18 protein-coding genes are annotated in these 15,633 nt (G+C 63.6%); 3 read left to right on the top strand and 15 right to left on the bottom strand.

Translation table 11 applies throughout. From position 1 onward, the window contains the following. Positions 1-104 precede the first annotated feature (104 nt). On the bottom strand, positions 105-1,064 hold the full coding sequence (locus AC0L2R_RS25645; RefSeq protein ID WP_473512236.1) for an NAD-dependent epimerase/dehydratase family protein: 960 nt from the start codon (positions 1,062-1,064) through the stop codon (positions 105-107). A gap of 94 nt (positions 1,065-1,158) precedes the next feature. On the opposite strand from AC0L2R_RS25645, the gene AC0L2R_RS25640 reads away from it, so the two are divergent. Then, positions 1,159-2,070, top strand: coding sequence for a LysR family transcriptional regulator (locus AC0L2R_RS25640; RefSeq protein ID WP_473512235.1), 912 nt, complete (start codon positions 1,159-1,161; stop codon positions 2,068-2,070). Here AC0L2R_RS25640 and AC0L2R_RS25635 read toward each other — a convergent pair. From AC0L2R_RS25635 to AC0L2R_RS25625, 3 genes are all read right to left on the bottom strand, one after another. Then, entirely contained in the window at positions 2,028-3,224 is a 1,197-nt protein-coding gene (locus AC0L2R_RS25635; protein WP_473512233.1) for an MFS transporter, read from the bottom strand. The two genes, AC0L2R_RS25640 and AC0L2R_RS25635, sit on opposite strands and share 43 nt — an antisense overlap. Positions 3,225-3,419: 195 nt before the next feature. Then, complete coding sequence (locus tag AC0L2R_RS25630; protein ID WP_023797020.1) at positions 3,420-3,728, bottom strand: DUF1244 domain-containing protein; 309 nt, start codon at positions 3,726-3,728, stop codon at positions 3,420-3,422. Positions 3,729-3,753: 25 nt separating this feature from the next. Beyond that, entirely contained in the window at positions 3,754-4,551 is a 798-nt protein-coding gene (locus AC0L2R_RS25625) for an N-formylglutamate amidohydrolase (RefSeq protein ID WP_287307372.1), read from the bottom strand. Positions 4,552-4,796: 245 nt separating this feature from the next. On the opposite strand from AC0L2R_RS25625, the gene AC0L2R_RS25620 reads away from it, so the two are divergent. Further along, positions 4,797-5,285 carry a DUF1036 domain-containing protein gene (locus AC0L2R_RS25620; protein ID WP_023797022.1) on the top strand — a complete coding sequence of 163 codons (489 nt, stop codon included), beginning with the start codon at positions 4,797-4,799 and terminating at the stop codon, positions 5,283-5,285. Then, positions 5,282-6,718 carry a pyruvate kinase gene (gene pyk / locus AC0L2R_RS25615; protein WP_023797023.1) on the top strand — a complete coding sequence of 479 codons (1,437 nt, stop codon included), beginning with the start codon at positions 5,282-5,284 and terminating at the stop codon, positions 6,716-6,718. The genes AC0L2R_RS25620 and pyk overlap by 4 nt, the downstream gene beginning before the upstream one ends. Before the next feature lie 33 nt (positions 6,719-6,751). On the opposite strand, the gene AC0L2R_RS25610 is transcribed toward pyk, so the two are convergent. The 11 genes from AC0L2R_RS25610 to AC0L2R_RS25560 all read right to left on the bottom strand — a co-directional run bounded on the left by AC0L2R_RS25610 (position 6,752) and on the right by AC0L2R_RS25560 (position 15,574). After that, a complete protein-coding gene (locus AC0L2R_RS25610; RefSeq protein WP_473512232.1) occupies positions 6,752-7,819 on the bottom strand; it encodes an alpha/beta fold hydrolase in 1,068 nt (355 codons plus the stop codon). A gap of 84 nt (positions 7,820-7,903) precedes the next feature. Then, a complete protein-coding gene (locus tag AC0L2R_RS25605) occupies positions 7,904-8,488 on the bottom strand; it encodes a tetratricopeptide repeat protein (RefSeq protein WP_473512231.1) in 585 nt (194 codons plus the stop codon). 219 nt (positions 8,489-8,707) lie between these two features. Continuing rightward, positions 8,708-8,833 (bottom strand): type B 50S ribosomal protein L36, encoded by a 126-nt coding sequence (ykgO, locus tag AC0L2R_RS25600; protein WP_006327841.1) that lies wholly within the window; start codon positions 8,831-8,833, stop codon positions 8,708-8,710. Positions 8,834-9,110: 277 nt separating this feature from the next. Then, a complete protein-coding gene (locus AC0L2R_RS25595; protein WP_473512230.1) occupies positions 9,111-10,187 on the bottom strand; it encodes a 5-(carboxyamino)imidazole ribonucleotide synthase in 1,077 nt (358 codons plus the stop codon). Next, the gene (purE, locus tag AC0L2R_RS25590; protein ID WP_091593328.1) at positions 10,184-10,681 is read right to left on the bottom strand and encodes a 5-(carboxyamino)imidazole ribonucleotide mutase; all 498 of its coding nucleotides are present in this window, start codon (positions 10,679-10,681) and stop codon (positions 10,184-10,186) included. Before purE ends, AC0L2R_RS25595 begins: the two co-directional genes overlap by 4 nt. A 104-nt stretch (positions 10,682-10,785) precedes the next feature. Beyond that, a complete protein-coding gene (locus AC0L2R_RS25585) occupies positions 10,786-11,991 on the bottom strand; it encodes an aminotransferase class V-fold PLP-dependent enzyme (protein WP_473512229.1) in 1,206 nt (401 codons plus the stop codon). A gap of 24 nt (positions 11,992-12,015) precedes the next feature. Next, complete coding sequence (locus AC0L2R_RS25580) at positions 12,016-12,477, bottom strand: RidA family protein (RefSeq protein WP_128245992.1); 462 nt, start codon at positions 12,475-12,477, stop codon at positions 12,016-12,018. Between the two features lie 33 nt (positions 12,478-12,510). After that, on the bottom strand, positions 12,511-13,305 hold the full coding sequence (locus AC0L2R_RS25575; protein ID WP_473512228.1) for an amino acid ABC transporter ATP-binding protein: 795 nt from the start codon (positions 13,303-13,305) through the stop codon (positions 12,511-12,513). Positions 13,306-13,309: 4 nt separating this feature from the next. Beyond that, entirely contained in the window at positions 13,310-13,960 is a 651-nt protein-coding gene (locus AC0L2R_RS25570) for an amino acid ABC transporter permease (protein WP_077380470.1), read from the bottom strand. Position 13,961: 1 nt separating this feature from the next. Continuing rightward, a complete protein-coding gene (locus AC0L2R_RS25565; RefSeq protein ID WP_023797032.1) occupies positions 13,962-14,627 on the bottom strand; it encodes an amino acid ABC transporter permease in 666 nt (221 codons plus the stop codon). Between the two features lie 71 nt (positions 14,628-14,698). Continuing rightward, complete coding sequence (locus AC0L2R_RS25560) at positions 14,699-15,574, bottom strand: transporter substrate-binding domain-containing protein (protein ID WP_091593538.1); 876 nt, start codon at positions 15,572-15,574, stop codon at positions 14,699-14,701. Between the last annotated feature and the right edge of the window lie 59 nt (positions 15,575-15,633).

Here is a 15,633-nt window from a genome sequence, read left to right as displayed (position 1 = left end):
GTGCACGAATGCTACAGCGCTGCGCGTCCTTTTGGACTCACAGCGCTGTAGCATTTGATTTTGCGCATGGTCCTTTCCGAGCCTTCGGTTCGAAACGCACGTTTTCAGGCAGCTTTCGAAACGCCATCAATCGTGGCCACACCGATATCATCGAGGGCTTCTGCCACCGCCCTATCCAGCGGCGTATGCGGGATCGTACCGAGGATGCCTTCCAGTCTTGCCGAGACCAACTGGTGTGGCTCGAAGCGGAGATAGGACATCGAGACGTGCTCGCGCCACATCGCCACGAACGGACTGCCGGCGCGCAACATCCACCACGGCATCGACGTCAGTTTCAACGTGTGCCCGAGCGCCTGCTCCGCGGCGGCCTTGATCTCCAGATCGGTAACGGCGTGGCCGGGAAAGTTCAGCGCCTCGTAGGTGCCGAGCTTGTCGAGATTCTCAGTCAGTCCGACGAAAGCCTTGGCCATATCAGGCAGATAGGCCCATTCATGCAGGAGATCGGCCGGCCCGGGGGCGGTATAGACGCCCTTGTCCATCTTGGCGGCCACCATCAGATCGAACCACGATCCGGTGCCGGTGCCGCCGAAGAAATCGCCGGCTCGCAGCAGAATGGTGCGCACTCGGCCGGCTTCGGCCTCGCGGCGAAAGAGGTCTTCCATGGCGACGCGGATGCGGCCCTTTTCCGTCGTCGGGTGGAATGGCGTGTCTTCGGTGATGACCGCCGGCATCGGCGAGCCGTAATTGTAAACGCTGCCGGGAGCGAGGTGCAATGCATGGTTCGCCCGGCACGCGGCCATGACGTTCTCGGCCATCGGCAGGCACTTGCCCCAGTCGGTGTAGATCGGGTTGAGACCGTTGAAGATGATGTCGACGCCATCGGTGGCGCGGATAAGCGCTTCGCGATCGAGCCCGTCGCCGGCGACGGCTGTGGCGCCGGTGAGTTCTGCCGGTATCTTGCCGTTGCGGGTGATGGCGCGGACATCATAGCCGGCGTCGATGAAGGCCTTGGAAACCACGCGGCCGAGCCGGCCATTGGCACCCAGAATTGCGATCTTGGTCATGTTTCGTTTCCGTGTTTGCGTTACGGTCACAATATGATCCGCCCGCAAACGAATGGAAATTGACTGAATCTGACGACATGATATTCAGTTTTGAATGGAAATCGACTGGAATCTGATCAAGAGTTTCGTCACCGTGGCGGAAACCGGCAGCCTGTCCGCTGCCGCGCGCAAGCTGGCTGCAAGCCAGCCGACGCTCGGCCGCCATATAGCCGAGCTGGAGCAGGCGCTCGACGTCACCCTGTTCCGGCGCGGGCGGCGCGGCTACGCCCTGACAGAAGCCGGCAGTACGCTCTATGAACGCGGCCGGGCGGTGAGCGAGCAGGCGAGCGCCTTTTCGCTGTTGGCGCTGGGATCGGTCGAGGCGATCGAGGGCACGGTGCGCATTGCCGCCAGCGAGGTGGTGGCGGCCTATGTCCTGCCAGAGATGACGGCGCGGCTGGGCGCCGAGGAGCCCGGCATCGAGGTCGAGATCGTCGCGTCGAACCAGGTCGAGAATCTTTTGCGCCGCGATGCCGACATCGCTATCCGCATGGTCAAGCCGGCCCAGAACGAACTGGTGGCGCGCAAGGTGGCAGACATTCCGCTCCGCGCCTGCGCGGCAAAATCCTATCTCGACCGGCGTGGCCGTCCGCGCGAACCCAGCGATCTTGCCGGCCACGACCTGATCGGCTTCGACCGCAGCGATGAGATCATTCGCGGCTTTGCCCAATTCGGTGTCCCGCTCACCCGCAATGCCTTCCGCTTCAGAACCGACAACCAAATTGTGCTGTGGGAGGCGGTGCGGTCGGGAAACGGCATCGGCTTTGGCCAGGAGCCGCTGGCCGACCGCGATCCGCTGGTGGAGACAGTGCTGCCGGGCCTCGGGCTGCCGACGCTGCCGGTATGGCTGGCCATGCACCGCGACGTGCGCACCAGCGTACGCATCCGCCGTGCCGCGGATTTCCTCTACGAGGAGTTGAAGCGCTATTCGGCCGGGGCCGCGTCAGGCGCGAATTCGGCGCGGTGAGCGAGCCCGGCCATCAAGAATACGACGACCAGCAGTCCCGACAAAGCGACGAAGATCGGACCGAAGCTTGAACGCTCGGCGATGAAGCCGATTGCCGACGGCGCCACCAGAATGCCGGAATAGCCCATTGTGGTGACGACGCTCATGCCGGTGCCGGACGACATGCCTTCCTGGTTGCCGCCGGCCGAAAACAGGATCGGCACCATATTGGCGATGCCGAAGCCGCAAAAGGCAAAAGCTGAGATGGCGAGCCAGGGCGAGGGCGCCAGACCCGCCACCAGCATGCCGGCAGCGGCGACAAGCGCCGAGACGCGCAGTGTCGTCACGGCACCGAAACGGTTACGGACGCCGTCGCCAACGAAGCGCATGACGGCCATGACGCCGGAAAAAGCGGCGTAGGCCAAACCAGCTACGGCGAGGTCGGTGCCGAGTTCCTGTTGCAGGTAAAGCGCTGCCCAGTCGAGCACCGCACCCTCGGAGATCATCGTCATCAGCGCCATCAGCCCGACCAGATAGACCAGCGGATTTCCAGGCAGCGCAAATTTGCGATGCCCGATTACCCCCGAGGACGCTTGGGGCGGCTTGTCCTCGGCAATCAGGTAGCGGACTGCCACTGCAATCACGGCGAAAGCGAGCGCCGTCACCACCGTCGCATGGGCGAGATGACCGTAATTCTGGATGGCGAGGCCACCGAGAGCGCCGCCGGCGAAACCGCCAAGGCTCCAGAAGCCGTGCGAGGACGACATGATGGCCCGGGACAAGCGCCGTTCCACCGTGATCGCATTGGCGTTCATGGCGACATCCATGCCGCCGATCGAACCGCCAAAGATGAACATGGCGATAGCCGCCAGCGGCACGTTGGGAGCCAGCGCCACAACCAGCAGGCCGAAGCTGCCGATGAGACCGAACCAGCGCAGCACGGTGCGCGACCCATGCCTGGAGATCAGGTGGCCGCACCAGGTCATCGCTGTGACCGCGCCGGCGCCGAACAGCAGGATCAGCAGGCCAAGCGTGAACTTGCTGATATCCAGCCGGGTCAGCACCACCGGGATCTGCGGCGCCCAGGCGCCGGTCAGAAAGCCATTGGCCAGGAAGATGGCCGCCACGGCCCATCGCCCACGAATGGCGGTCTGCATGCGGTTTAGCGTGTCCATCGTGTAGAATCCGATGCGAAAAATAGCTTCGCGCGGCAAATTAGATCGATTCAATCCTCAGTCAAGCGCTCGTTCTTGAAAAGTGCTTGGGCCAAACGGCTCGCTTGAACCCAGGTTGATGATGCCGATCTGGTCGGGCTTTGTTCGACCAGGATCTTATCCGAAAACCGGTTTCCACTTTTCGGGATCGTGGTCTCAGTGATCCCTGGGGCGTCTTGCCTCGAACTCGGCCTTCTTGGCATTGGAGGCGTCGGTCTGGTTGAGCGCCTGCCATTCGGCATAGGGCATGCCGTAGATGATCTCGCGCGACTGGTCCTTGCTGAGATCGACACCCTCGGCCTCAGCGGCGTCGCGATACCAGTTGGACAGGCAGTTGCGGCAGAAGCCGGCGAGATTCATCAGGTCGATGTTCTGCACGTCCGTGCGTTCACGCAGATGCGCGACCAGCCGGCGGAAGGCGGCGGCTTCGAAATCGCGTTTCTGCTCGTCGCTGAGTTCGGTCATGTGTTCTTGGCCTCCTTGGGCTTCCTTAGAGCGGCCCGGTGCGCGAGCCGAATCGTCTGACCCGATGTATATCGGGACGGCGGTTGATCGCGTCAACGATCGGCGCCAGCCGTTCGGCCCAGGCGACCGCATCCTGCCGATCGGCGATCAGGTCCTGACGGATTTCGATCAGCGCATGGGCGAAGCCGTTGATGATGGCATGCCTGAACATGGTGTCGCCGCGCAGCGCGCCGTCATAGGGCTCGTTGTCGCCGACGATATGGCTTTTGTCCTTCGCAAGCATGTCGATCAGCGGTCGCGCCACCCGGTCGTCGCGATCCCACAAGATGCCAACATGCCAAGGGCGCACGAACCCCTGCATGAACGGGGTGAAGGAATGCACCGAAAGGATAAAGGGGGCGTTTGCGCAAGCCTGCGCCACCGAGGCGATCATGGCGCCGACCGCATCGTGATAGGGTCGATAGAAGCGGTCGAGCCGCCTTTCACGTTCTTTCAAGGTAAGTGGATAATTCCCCGAAATGACGGTGCCGTCATAGAGTTGGCGGATCAGTGTCGGATCGTCTTCGCCGCGATTGGGATCGATCAGAAGCCGCGAAAAATTGGCGAGTACCGCCGGCACGCCGAGCAAAGCGGCCAGTTCGCGCGTCACCGTTTCGACACCGATGTCGTAGGCGATATGGCGGTCGAATTCCGCCGCCGGCAGGCCGAGGCTGCCATACTCTTCCGGCAGGTCGCGACGGGCGTGATCGGCCAGGAGCACGATGCCTCGCTTGCGGTCGCCTTCGACGACGTCGAAAGGCGCGAAAACTGTGGATCGGGTCATCGGCGGGAAATGGTCTGTTCGCTGGCTTCGGGGGAGGATGGTATCGTCATTCCACGAAGGGGACGATTACGCAATGCCGTCGTTTGGCCACGGTTTCTGCGGAAATCTGGCAGAAGGCGACAGACCATGCGCCGGAGCCTTTCTAAATCGATTGGAATTGAGCGGAAGGGCGCGTTGACATGCGCCCGGACTTTTCCGAAAAGGGGCGTTGAGAGATGCAAATGTGGTTCTTGAGAGGTTTCAGGATGGGTTCCGCCGGCAGGCCGCGTGTGCGCTATGCCTTCGCCATGCCGTTCCTGACCTTCGCTGTGGGCCTCGCCGCGATGGTTGCTGCCTCGCCGGCGCGCGCCGATTTCCGTGTCTGCAACGCCACGCAGAACCTGGTCGGCGTCGGCATCGGCTATCGCGCCAAGGCCGGCTGGATCACCGAAGGCTGGTGGCACATCGAGGGATCGAGCTGCAAGACGCTGATCGAAGGGCCGCTGTCATCAAGATTTTACTATCTTTATGCAGAAGACGCCGAGCGCGGCGGGCGCTGGGATGGTCCGATCAACATGTGCGTGGCCGAAAAAGAGTTCAAGATCGCCGGCGTTAGCGATTGCGTCGCCCGGGGCTTCCAGCGCGCCGGATTCCAGGAATATGACACGGGCGAGCAGGCAAGCTGGATGGTCCAGCTGACCGATGACCCCGCAACGGGGGGCGTTCCAGCCGCCCCGGGAACAAACAGTCAATGAGACGCAGCCGCAAGGTCAAGATACTCGCCACCATCGGTCCGGCCTCCTCCTCCGAGGACATGCTGAAGAAGCTTTTCGAAGCCGGCGCCGACGTGTTTCGCATCAATATGAGCCACACCGATCATGAATTGATGCGCACACTTGTCGGTCGCATCCGCACCGTCGAGAAAGCGGTCGGCCGGCCGATCGGCATTCTCGCCGACCTGCAGGGACCCAAGCTTCGGGTCGGCAAGTTTGCCAACGGCAAGGAGACGCTGACACTCGGCCAGACCTTCACGCTCGACGACAATCCCGAGCCCGGCAACTCGACCAGGGTCTATCTGCCCCATCCGGAAATCCTGAGATCGGTCGAGGCCGGTCACCGTCTTTTGATCGACGACGGCAAGCTCGAGCTGAAGGCGGTGGAGAGCGACGGACAGGCGATCGTCTGCACCGTCGTCGCCGGCACCAGCATCTCCGACAAGAAGGGCGTCAGCCTGCCCGACACCGACCTGCCGGTCGGCGCGCTGACCGAAAAGGACCGCAGCGATCTCGATGCTGTGCTGGCCACCGGCGTCGACTGGGTGGCGCTGTCGTTCGTGCAGCGGCCGGAGGATCTGGCGGAAGCGCGCAAGATCGCGCGCGGCCGGGCGCTGATCATGGCCAAGATCGAAAAGCCGCAAGCCGTCGCCAGGCTGGCCGAGATCATCGAACTTTCGGACGCACTGATGGTAGCCCGCGGCGATCTCGGCGTCGAAATGCCGCTCGAAGCCGTGCCCGGCATCCAGAAGCAGATCACCCGCGCCGCGCGCCGCGCCGGCAAGCCGGTGGTGATCGCCACGCAGATGCTGGAATCGATGATCACCGCGCCGGTGCCGACCCGCGCCGAGGTGTCGGACGTCTCGATCGCCGTGTTCGAAGGCGCCGACGCCATCATGCTCTCGGCCGAATCCGCGGCCGGCGCCTACCCGGTCGAGGCGGTGGCGATGATGAACCGCATCGCCAGCAAGGTCGAAACCGACCCGACCTATGCCGGCATCATCAATGCGCAGCGCTCGGAGCCGGAAGCGACCGGCGCCGACGCCATTTCGCTTGCCGCCCGCGAAATCGCCGAGACGCTGAAACTGTCGGCGATCATCAGCTATACGGCGTCCGGCACGACCGGCCTGCGCGCCGCGCGGGAGCGGCCGCAGGTGCCGATCGTCGCCCTGTCGCCGATCGTCAACACGGCGCGGCGGCTATCGCTTTTGTGGGGCACGCATTGCGTCGTCTCGCCCGACGCCATCGACCTCGACGATATGGTCGACCGCGCCTGCCGCATCGCTTTGGACGAAGGGTTCGGCAAGCCCGGCGACCGGGTCATCATCACCGCCGGCGTGCCGTTGAGGACGCCCGGCTCCACCAACATGCTGCGCATCGCCTATGTCGGATCGGACGTGCAGGCCCGCCGCTAGGCTTGGCCGTCGCTTCGAATGATTTCGGTTGCTCTAAATTGGCGCGAGTTCGGCTTCCGGCGCTTTGATGTCGGCGCATTTGCCGGCACCGTAGGTGTCGCCGGCAATCCTGATTTCCACGGCCTTCGCCATTGCCTGGAGGTCCACGTCCCTGCCGGCGACCTTTTCGATCGCGCCGACAACGAGATCGGGTGCTATCCAGTCTGGCTTGTGGCCGAGATTGCGGACCCAGACCAGTTCGGCCCCGGCGATATCGCGGACGAGGCCGACCGAATGGATCGTTGCATAGACCACCTTGTCGCGGTCGCCCGAGATGACCACAGTCGGCGCCTTGATATCGCGGTAGTGCGGTGCGGCATCGAGCGTGTAGCGATAAAGCCCGGCGACATCGGTGGCGTTGGCACGAAAGGCGTTCGGCCGAAGCACCAGCGGGATCGCGACCTCGGCGACATAGAAGTCCGGCACCTTGTTGGGGGCAAAGACGCAGGCGGTGGCGGCATTCATCTGCAGCGTTCCCGACGGATAGGTCAGCGTTTCGGAAAAAAGCCGGCCGACGATCGGAATGGTCGTCAAATTGTAGTACCAGGCGGTCGCGCCGCCCGGCCAGGGATGGGTGGCAGGCGCCATGAACACTAGGCCGAGCGTCTTGTCGGGATGCTCGCGGCCGAAGGCGGTGGTCACCGAGCCGCCGAAGGAATGGCCGGCGATGATGGCTTTCCTGATGCCGAGATGGTCCATCAGCGCTGCGATGGTGCTGGCCTGTGCCGATGGGGTCTCGTTGTTGCCGGGGCCGCGCGCCGACCAGCCTGCACCCGGGCGGTCGAAGAACAGCATCTCGGCGCGACCTTCCAGCAACGGCCTCAACGGCAGCATCTGATCCCTGAGATTGGCGCTGGCGCCGTGGATAAAGACGATCGGCGGCAGTTCGGCGTTTTCCCGCGCCGGAATGTGAACGTAGTGGATGCGGGCACCGTTTATATCCGCGAAGTCGCCGATCGGCGGATTGCGACGCTCGATCAGCCATGAACCGGCGCGGGTGACACCTGCAAGGGTGAACACAAGCGCCAGGAGGAAGGCGAGCGCGGCGTAGATCGGGTTCATGGAGAGAGGTACGGACCGGAGTGAAATTAGTTAACAGTCTAGCTAAAAAGACTTTCACTCAAGTGGAATTGTCGTCGGCCAACCTCATATCCCTTCGCCGGCAAGTTCTTCGGAAAGCGTGCCGACCTGATCCTGGGCGCTGCGCATCATCGGATAGATGCTGAGCACGCGCTGCCAGGCTTCCAGCGCCGACTGCTTGTGGCCGGTTACCGCCATGATCTGCGCCAGGCCGGACAGCGCGCCAAAATGGCGCGGCTCGAGCTGCAGCGTGCGGTCGATGTCCGCCATCGATTTCCCAAAGTTATTCATCATGAAATGTACGGTGGCGCGCCGGTTCCAGCCTTCGGCATAGGCCGGTTGCAACGTCACCACCTGGTCGAGGAAGTCGAGCGCCACGTCGAACTTCTTGTCTTCGGCCGCCTTTTGCGACCATTGCATCATCAGGTCGATCGAGGCGCTGCCGGATTGCGACCACTCATGCGAGATGCGCGCCGCGATGCGCTCGGCGGCTTTTTCATTGCGCTCGCGCTTCAGGTCGACAAACAGCTGGTCGAGCCTTTCCTCCCTGGTCGTGGCAACCGGAGGGGTGACCGGGTCTTCCGCTCGAGCCGGAAGCGGGGCGAACCCGAAAAGAAAAAACGCCGCGAAGAATGCAAAATGAATCCGCATGACCGGAATCTAACCCCGGACAGCGGATCGTCAAACTGAATTTAGCGTGAGATGGCCGGCAGGCCGGTATTAGAGCGCCACGCGTCCTTTTGGACGCGTAAAGGACGCTCCAGCATTTTGAATTCCTCGCATCGTGTTTTCCGAAAATCGATTCCGATTTTTGGGTCGATGCGGTACATCATGCAGGCGCGGAGGCAGGCCGCCCCAACGCGAAAAGGCTCAGCCCTGGCGCGCCTTGTAGCGCGGAGCGGTCTTGTTGATGATGTACACGCGGCCCTTGCGGCGAACCAGCTGGTTGTCGCGGTGACGCGCCTTGAGCGCCTTGAGCGAATTCTTGATCTTCATGGTCTTGCCCGTCGGTCTGGGCCCGCTTGGGCCGAATTATTAAGGCGCGCTCGGAAAGCGCGCCTCTCAACTTGTGCGTGGCTCATAAACGAGGAGCCTTGCCCGTGTCAACCAACCATGTGGCGGAGTTTGAGTTCTGCCCTATCGACGGCAATGCATGTCGCGCAAAAGTGTGCAGCGGTTTTGCGATAACGACATGCATAAAGCAACAACCTAAAGCGCGTCGCGTGAGGCCGGTCAAATGCGACGCGCTTTAGAGCGGCGCCGTCGAATAGCCTCAACGGTAGCGGCTCATTCGCGTAAAATGGCCCATCTTGCGGCCGGGGCGTGCCTCGGCCTTGCCATAGAGATGCAGCATCAGATCGGGCTCGGCGAGCAGGGCCGGGACACGCAGGATATCGTCGCCGACCAGGTTTTCCATGACGCAGTCAAAATGGCGGCCGGGATTTCCCAGCGGCAGGCCGGCGACGGCGCGAATGTGCTGCTCGAACTGCGAGACGATGCAGGCGGCTTCCGTCCAGTGGCCGGAATTGTGAACGCGCGGCGCGATCTCATTGGCCAGCAGCGCGCCGTCGGCAAGGACAAAGAACTCGATGCCGATGACGCCGACATAGTCGAGCGCGGCAAGTATTTCTGCTGCCGCCGCCTGCGCTGCAGCGGCGGTTTCGGACCCTATCCTGGCCGGCAGGGTCGAGCTGTGCAGGATGCCGCTGCGGTGGACGTTTTCTGCCGGATCGTAGGCGGCGAGCGAACCGTCCATGCCGCGCGCCGCGATCACCGAGATCTCGCGTTCGAAGGCGACGAAGGATTCGAGGATCAGCGGCACGTTGCCCATCGCCTCGCAGGTGCCGGCAAAGCCCCCCGTTTCCATATTGCGGAAGACGCGCTGGCCCTTGCCGTCATAGCCCATGCGTCGCGTCTTCAATATGCCGCTGCCGTTGAACTTTTTCAGCGCCGCCGTCAATTCGTCGTCATTGTCGACGGGGCAGAAATCCGCGGTGGGAATGCCGATGCCGTTGAGGAATTTCTTCTCCGCCACCCGGTCCTGCGCTACTTCCAGCGCGCGCGCCGGCGGGTAGACCGGGACCGTGATGGCAAGCGCGCTGGCGGCCATGACCGGAACGTTCTCGAACTCGTAGGTGACGACGGCGCTGACTGCAGCCAGTTCGGCGAGCGCGGCCGTGTCGTCATAGGCGGCAGTGATCTGCCGGTTGGCGACCTGTGCCGCCGGACAATCCGGCTGCGGCTCCAGCACGACCGTGCGGTAGCCGAGGCGCGCCGCGGCCATCGCCAGCATGCGGCCGAGCTGGCCGCCGCCGATGATGCCGATGGTCGATCCGGCGGCCAGGCTCATGGCGTGTCCGTGGGCTCGGCGGCGACCTTGGCGGTCTGGGCGGCGCGCCAGGCATCGAGCCGGGCGGCGAGCTTTTCGTCGGTCAGCGCCAGCACGGCCGCAGCCAGAAGGGCGGCATTGGTGGCGCCCGCCTTGCCGATGGCCAGCGTGCCGACCGGAATGCCGGCCGGCATCTGCACGATGGAGAGCAGCGAGTCCTGTCCGGAAAGCGCCTTCGATTCCACCGGCACGCCAAAAACCGGGAGCGGCGTCATCGCCGCCGTCATGCCGGGCAGGTGTGCCGCACCGCCGGCGCCGGCGATGATCACCCGAAAGCCGGCCGCCTTGGCGCCCTTGGCGAAGTCATAGAGCCGGTCGGGGGTGCGATGAGCCGAGACGATCAGCCGCTTGTGCGGGATGCCCAGCGCCTCCAGCGTTTCGGCGGCGTGGCGCATCGTCGCCCAGTCGGACTGGCTGCCCATGATGATGGCGACGTCGGCACGTTGATCGTCCAAGCTTCTGCTCCCGGCGGCAAAGGCGCGCCTTAGCGGAATTCGGGTCCGACGGCAAGGATGCGCTGCCTCTGCGCAAGCGTTCTGGCGCGAGGCGCCATCATTACCTAATCCGGCCAGCGCAAGGCGCCGGCGCTATCCTTGCGGGCCGACTTCATCGCATCCGCCGGACGCTCGGCCACGCTCAACACGGCCCGCAGGCGTTCGGCGACGATTTCCGCCTCGCCGGGATGGAGATTGCACGGGTCGAGGAAGAAATGCCCGCGCTCGACCTCGTGGTTGCGCACGATAATGGGAGGCACGCCTGCCGCCAGCGCCGACGCAAGGCCGGCGGCGGTGAACCTGCTCTCAGCCGTAACGAACACCTGCAGGCGGTCGAGCGGATTGCCGGTCGGATCGGGAATGACATGCGCGGCGATGCCCGGCAGGCCCTGCAATGCGCCCTTCCACAGATCGAGCGCCGCTTCTTCCCGCTTGCGGATGCCGGCGTGATCGCGCCGCTCCCAGGCCTCCAGTGCGGCCATGGTGCCGGCGATGCTTTCCTTGCCGACCTTCATCGCCCGCGCAACGCCACGGTTCTGCAGATAGGAGGCGCGCACCAGATCCTTGCGCCCGGTGACGATGCCGCTTGTCGGTCCCGAGAGGAATTTGTGTCCGCTATAGACGACGATGTCGGCGCCGCGCGCGAGAAAGCCGCGCAAATCGTATTCGGAGGCGGCGTCGACGATCACCGGGACGCCTTTGGCGTGGCAAATCTCGCAGAACTCCTCGAGCGAGAGCATGCCGTATTGCACCGTGTGATGGGCAACGACATAGAGGCCTGCTGCGGTGCGGTCGCGGATCGCCTCGCGCACATGATAATCCTGCGTCACGCTGACCGTACCGGCCGGTACGGGCCTTGCCCCGGCGAGCCGGATCGACTGGTCGATCGGCGCGCCGTAATTGACGATGTGGCCGAGTTGGACGATGACCTCGGACTTGAGGCCCTCGGTGTCGTCCGGCAGCCGCTCGATCGCCAGAAGGTTGGTGCCGGTCATCGTGCCGGCAATGGCCATGGTGATGCCGCTGGCGCAGCACGCCGTGATGAAGCCGGCCTCGCCGCCGGTGAGGCGCGCGACAACCGTGCTTGCGGCGCGCTGCAGATCGTCCATCTCCACCCATTGCGAGGCGATTTCCGACATAGCGGCGATCGCTTCCGGGACGATGATCGAGGCGCCGAGCGCCGTCATCGTGCCAGAGACATTGATGATCGGGCGAAGGCCGAGCCGTTCGCGGATTGTCGTGTTGGAGCCGTTTGCGGAATAGGTTTTCATCTCTGGAGGTCCCATTGGCAGACTTCAGGCGGCGATCTCGACGACCGCCTCGATTTCCACGGTGATGTTGCCCGGCAGGGAGCCGACACCGATCGCCGAACGGGCGTGCCCGCCGATACTATCAAAGACAGCGGCGAAAAGATCGGAACAGCCATTCACCACCTGCGGATGGTCGCTGAAGGTCGGGATCGCGTTGACGAAGCCAAGCAGCTTGACGACGCGCACGATACGGCCGAGGTCGCCTGCCGCAGCGTGCATGACGGCGAGCAGGTTCAGGCCGGTGAGACGGGCATGCTTATAGGCCTCTTCAACCGTGACGTCCTCGCCGACCTTGCCGGTGCAAAGCGTGCCGTCGGCGCGCAACGGGCCTTGGCCGGAGAGGAAGATCAGCCGTCCGCTTTCGGCATGGGTGACGAAGTTGGCGATCGGCGTCGGCGGCTCGGGCAGTGTCAGGCCCAATTCTGCGAGCCGGATGTAAGGCGTCATGAAAAGGCTCCTTGCGACAGCTTTCGCCGTCCTTCAGAAATGCGAGGCACGAAACCGCGCCAGGAAACTGCGGAGACGCTCATTGTCGATGTCCGCGCCCAGAATCTCGGCGGGCGGGCCTGCGGCGCTGACGCCGCCATCTGCCATGAAGATGATGCGGCTCGAGGCATCGCGGGCAAAGGCCATCTCGTGCGTGACCATCACCATCGTCATGCCGTCCTCGGCCAGGCTGCGCACGACCTCGAGCACCTCGCCGACGAGTTCCGGGTCGAGCGCGGAGGTTATCTCGTCAAGAAGCAGGATTTTTGGCTCCATCGCCACCGCGCGGGCGATGCCGACACGCTGCTGCTGGCCGCCGGAAAGTTCGGCCGGCAGGCTGTCGGCCTTGTGGGCAAGGCCGACCCGGCCGAGCCAGTGCTCGGCAATGGCGCGGGCCTCGGTACTGCTCTTGCCGCGCACCTTGCGCAGGCCAAGCATGATGTTGCCGGCCGCCGTCAGATGCGGAAACAGATTGAAACTCTGGAACACCATCCCGGTTTCGGCCCGCATCTTCGCCAGGTCATGCTCGCTGCGGCGCTGGCGTGTTCCCGTGTCGCGGAAGCCGACCTCCTTGCCGTCGATGCGGATGAAGCCGCTGTCGTAGCTCTCCAGGAAGTTGACGCAGCGCAGCAGCGTGGTCTTGCCGCTGCCGGAAGGCCCGATGACAGTCACCACCTCGCCGCGCGTCACCTGCAGGCTGACGGAGCGCAGGACCGCGACGGATCCAAAGGACTTGGAAACCTCGGAGACATCGAGAAGCGCCGGATTGGCGGGCGTGGCGATGGGCATCTTGCTATTCCCGGATGAAGGAGAAACGCCGCTCCAACCGTCGGCTGGCCAGGGAGAGCGCGTAATTGACGGCGAAGTAGATGACCGCGCCGAGGATGTAGAGCGGCATCGCTTCGTAGGTGCGGCCGATGACCTGGTTGATGGCATGCATCAGGTCGGTGATGCCGAGCAGCGAGACCAGCGCGCTGCCCTTCACCGCATCGGTGACGCCATTGATCCATGGCGGCAGGAAACGCCTGAACGCCTGCGGGAAGATGACGTAGGCCAGTCGCTGGCGAAAGGTCAGCCCGATCGCCATCGCCGCTTCGGACTGCCCCTTCGGTATGGAACCGACCGCACCGCGCAGATACTCGATGACCTGCGCCGTCTTGAACAGGGTGAGCGCCAGCACGGCTGCCCAGAAGGATTCCAGATGGAGGCCGACGGCAGGCAGGCCGTAATAGACGAAGAAGATGAGCACCAGGATCGGAATGCCGCGAATGGTATCGCTGAAAATGCGCACCGCCCAGCGCAGCGGAGCCGGGCCATAGACAAGGCCGACGCCCATCATCACGCCTGCGACGAGCGACAACACCACGACCAGCAGCGACACCCATAGCGTCACGGCAAAACCCTGGGCCAGGAAGGGCAAGGCATAGGCGATCTGGCCAAGCATCCTAGTGCGCCGCCCTGAACCGGCGCTCGACAAGCCGAAGTGCAAAAAGAAGCGCGTAGCCGGTCAAGAGATACATCGCCGTCACCACAAGGTAGACCTCGACGATGCGGAAGGTGTTGAAGTTGATCCACTGGGCGCCGTAGGTGAGCTCGGGCACCGAAATGACCGACGCAACGGACGTGTCCTTGAACAGCGACAGGAACGTGTTGGAAAGCGCGGGCAGCGTTATGCGCAGCATCGTCGGCAGGCGCACATGAACCAGCCTTTGCCATGGCGTCAGGCCGATCGCCTTGCCGGCGTCGAGCTGTCCGCGCGGAACCGCTTCGAGCCCCGAGCGGAACACCTCGACCAGATAAGCGCCGCTATAGAGCGACAGCGTGGCGATGAACGAGGTCTGCGCGCTGTAGGCGATGTCGACCACCGTCGGCAGGCCGTAGAAGACGAGATAGACGAGCAGGATCAGCGGCACGTTGCGGATGAACTCGACATAGGCGGCGATGACGGTCCGCACCGCACGCCCGGCCGACACGTACCAGACCGCCAGAAGCAGTCCGATGAGGATGCCGATCGCGATGGAGATCACGGCCAGCTCGAGGCTGAGCAGCAGCCCGCCCCAAAGCTTGTCGAAATGCCGCCAGATCAGGTTGAAGTTCAGGGTATAGCCCATGTGTCCCTGTCATTATCGAGGGCTGTCGACGATAAGCCGCGGAAGGGCGCGAGCCCTTCCGCCTGCTTGCATCAGATGACCGGGAAGCCGGGATGGCGCGCCGGCGGCTCCTGTCCAAAATAGTCCTTGAATGCAGCGTCGTAGAGCGCCGTCTCATGGCCGAACATGGCGGTGGTGAAGGTCGTGTTGACGAAGGTCAGCCAGTCGAGGTCGCCTTGCCGAAGTGCGGCGCCGTAAAGCATCGAAAACCAGCTCTTGCCGGCATCGAAGTATTTGTCCGGATTACGCGAGGCGAGCCAGCGAACCGTCGACAGATCGACGGCGGCGGCGTCGACGCGTTTCGATTCCAGTGCCTGCAGCACGTTGGCCTGCGTGTCTATCTGCATCACCTGCGACTCCGGCAGGACGATGTGCACATTTGCCTCGGCATCGACATTCTGCAGGATGGAAACCCGCGTCGCCGAACCGCCGGCAAGCAGCTTGTCGAAGGTCTTGTTTTCGGCGTTCGGAAGGGTCAGCAAGGCGATGCCTTCGACGTAATAGGGCCGGGAGAAGTGGATCAGCTGCGAGCGCTGGGCGGTCATGGTCATGAACTGGATCGAAATGTCGACCTTGTTGGTGGTCACGTTCGGAATGCGCTGGGCCGGATCCTGCATGACGAACTCGACCTTGGTCGTATCGTCGAAAAGTCCCTTGGCAAGAATGCGCCCCATGGTGATGTCCATGCCGACCAGTTCGCCGGCATCGTTTTCAAAGTGCCAGGGCGCGTTGGTGCTGCCGGTGCCGACGATCACCTTGCCGCGATCGAGAACGGTGCGCAGCAGGCTGTCCGGTGCCGCCTGCGCCGCCGCCTTCTGAACATCGACTGTTGTCGCTGCGCCCACCACTCCGGCCGTTGCAAGCCCGGCCAGTTTCAGAAAATCACGTCTTTTGGATGTGTCGTTCACGGCGACCTCCTTTTCGTGTTGTGTTCCCCTTTGCCGATACATGCATTGGTAATCTGCTG

The sequence above is a fragment of the Mesorhizobium sp. WSM4820 genome, from assembly GCF_055811075.1.
The sequence above is the reverse complement of the archived record's forward strand: the minus strand, read 5'-3'. Positions and strand labels throughout refer to the sequence as shown.

Bases quoted from the DNA above. Each gene is read 5' to 3' on its own strand.
- AC0L2R_RS25610 (WP_473512232.1), bottom strand. From the start codon at position 7,819: ATGAACCCGATCTACGCCGCGCTCGCCTTCCTCCTGGCGCTTGTGTTC.
- AC0L2R_RS25635 (WP_473512233.1), bottom strand. From the start codon at position 3,224: ATGGACACGCTAAACCGCATGCAGACCGCCATTCGTGGGCGATGGGCC.
- AC0L2R_RS25580 (WP_128245992.1), bottom strand. From the start codon at position 12,477: ATGACGCCTTACATCCGGCTCGCAGAATTGGGCCTGACACTGCCCGAG.
- AC0L2R_RS25645 (WP_473512236.1), bottom strand. From the start codon at position 1,064: ATGACCAAGATCGCAATTCTGGGTGCCAATGGCCGGCTCGGCCGCGTG.
- ykgO (WP_006327841.1), bottom strand. From the start codon at position 8,833: ATGAAGATCAAGAATTCGCTCAAGGCGCTCAAGGCGCGTCACCGCGAC.
- AC0L2R_RS25640 (WP_473512235.1), top strand. From the start codon at position 1,159: ATGGAAATCGACTGGAATCTGATCAAGAGTTTCGTCACCGTGGCGGAA.
- AC0L2R_RS25565 (WP_023797032.1), bottom strand. From the start codon at position 14,627: ATGGGCTATACCCTGAACTTCAACCTGATCTGGCGGCATTTCGACAAG.
- AC0L2R_RS25585 (WP_473512229.1), bottom strand. From the start codon at position 11,991: ATGAAAACCTATTCCGCAAACGGCTCCAACACGACAATCCGCGAACGG.
- AC0L2R_RS25605 (WP_473512231.1), bottom strand. From the start codon at position 8,488: ATGCGGATTCATTTTGCATTCTTCGCGGCGTTTTTTCTTTTCGGGTTC.
- AC0L2R_RS25630 (WP_023797020.1), bottom strand. From the start codon at position 3,728: ATGACCGAACTCAGCGACGAGCAGAAACGCGATTTCGAAGCCGCCGCC.
- AC0L2R_RS25620 (WP_023797022.1), top strand. From the start codon at position 4,797: ATGGGTTCCGCCGGCAGGCCGCGTGTGCGCTATGCCTTCGCCATGCCG.
- AC0L2R_RS25625 (WP_287307372.1), bottom strand. From the start codon at position 4,551: ATGACCCGATCCACAGTTTTCGCGCCTTTCGACGTCGTCGAAGGCGAC.
- pyk (WP_023797023.1), top strand. From the start codon at position 5,282: ATGAGACGCAGCCGCAAGGTCAAGATACTCGCCACCATCGGTCCGGCC.
- AC0L2R_RS25595 (WP_473512230.1), bottom strand. From the start codon at position 10,187: ATGAGCCTGGCCGCCGGATCGACCATCGGCATCATCGGCGGCGGCCAG.
- AC0L2R_RS25575 (WP_473512228.1), bottom strand. From the start codon at position 13,305: ATGCCCATCGCCACGCCCGCCAATCCGGCGCTTCTCGATGTCTCCGAG.
- AC0L2R_RS25570 (WP_077380470.1), bottom strand. From the start codon at position 13,960: ATGCTTGGCCAGATCGCCTATGCCTTGCCCTTCCTGGCCCAGGGTTTT.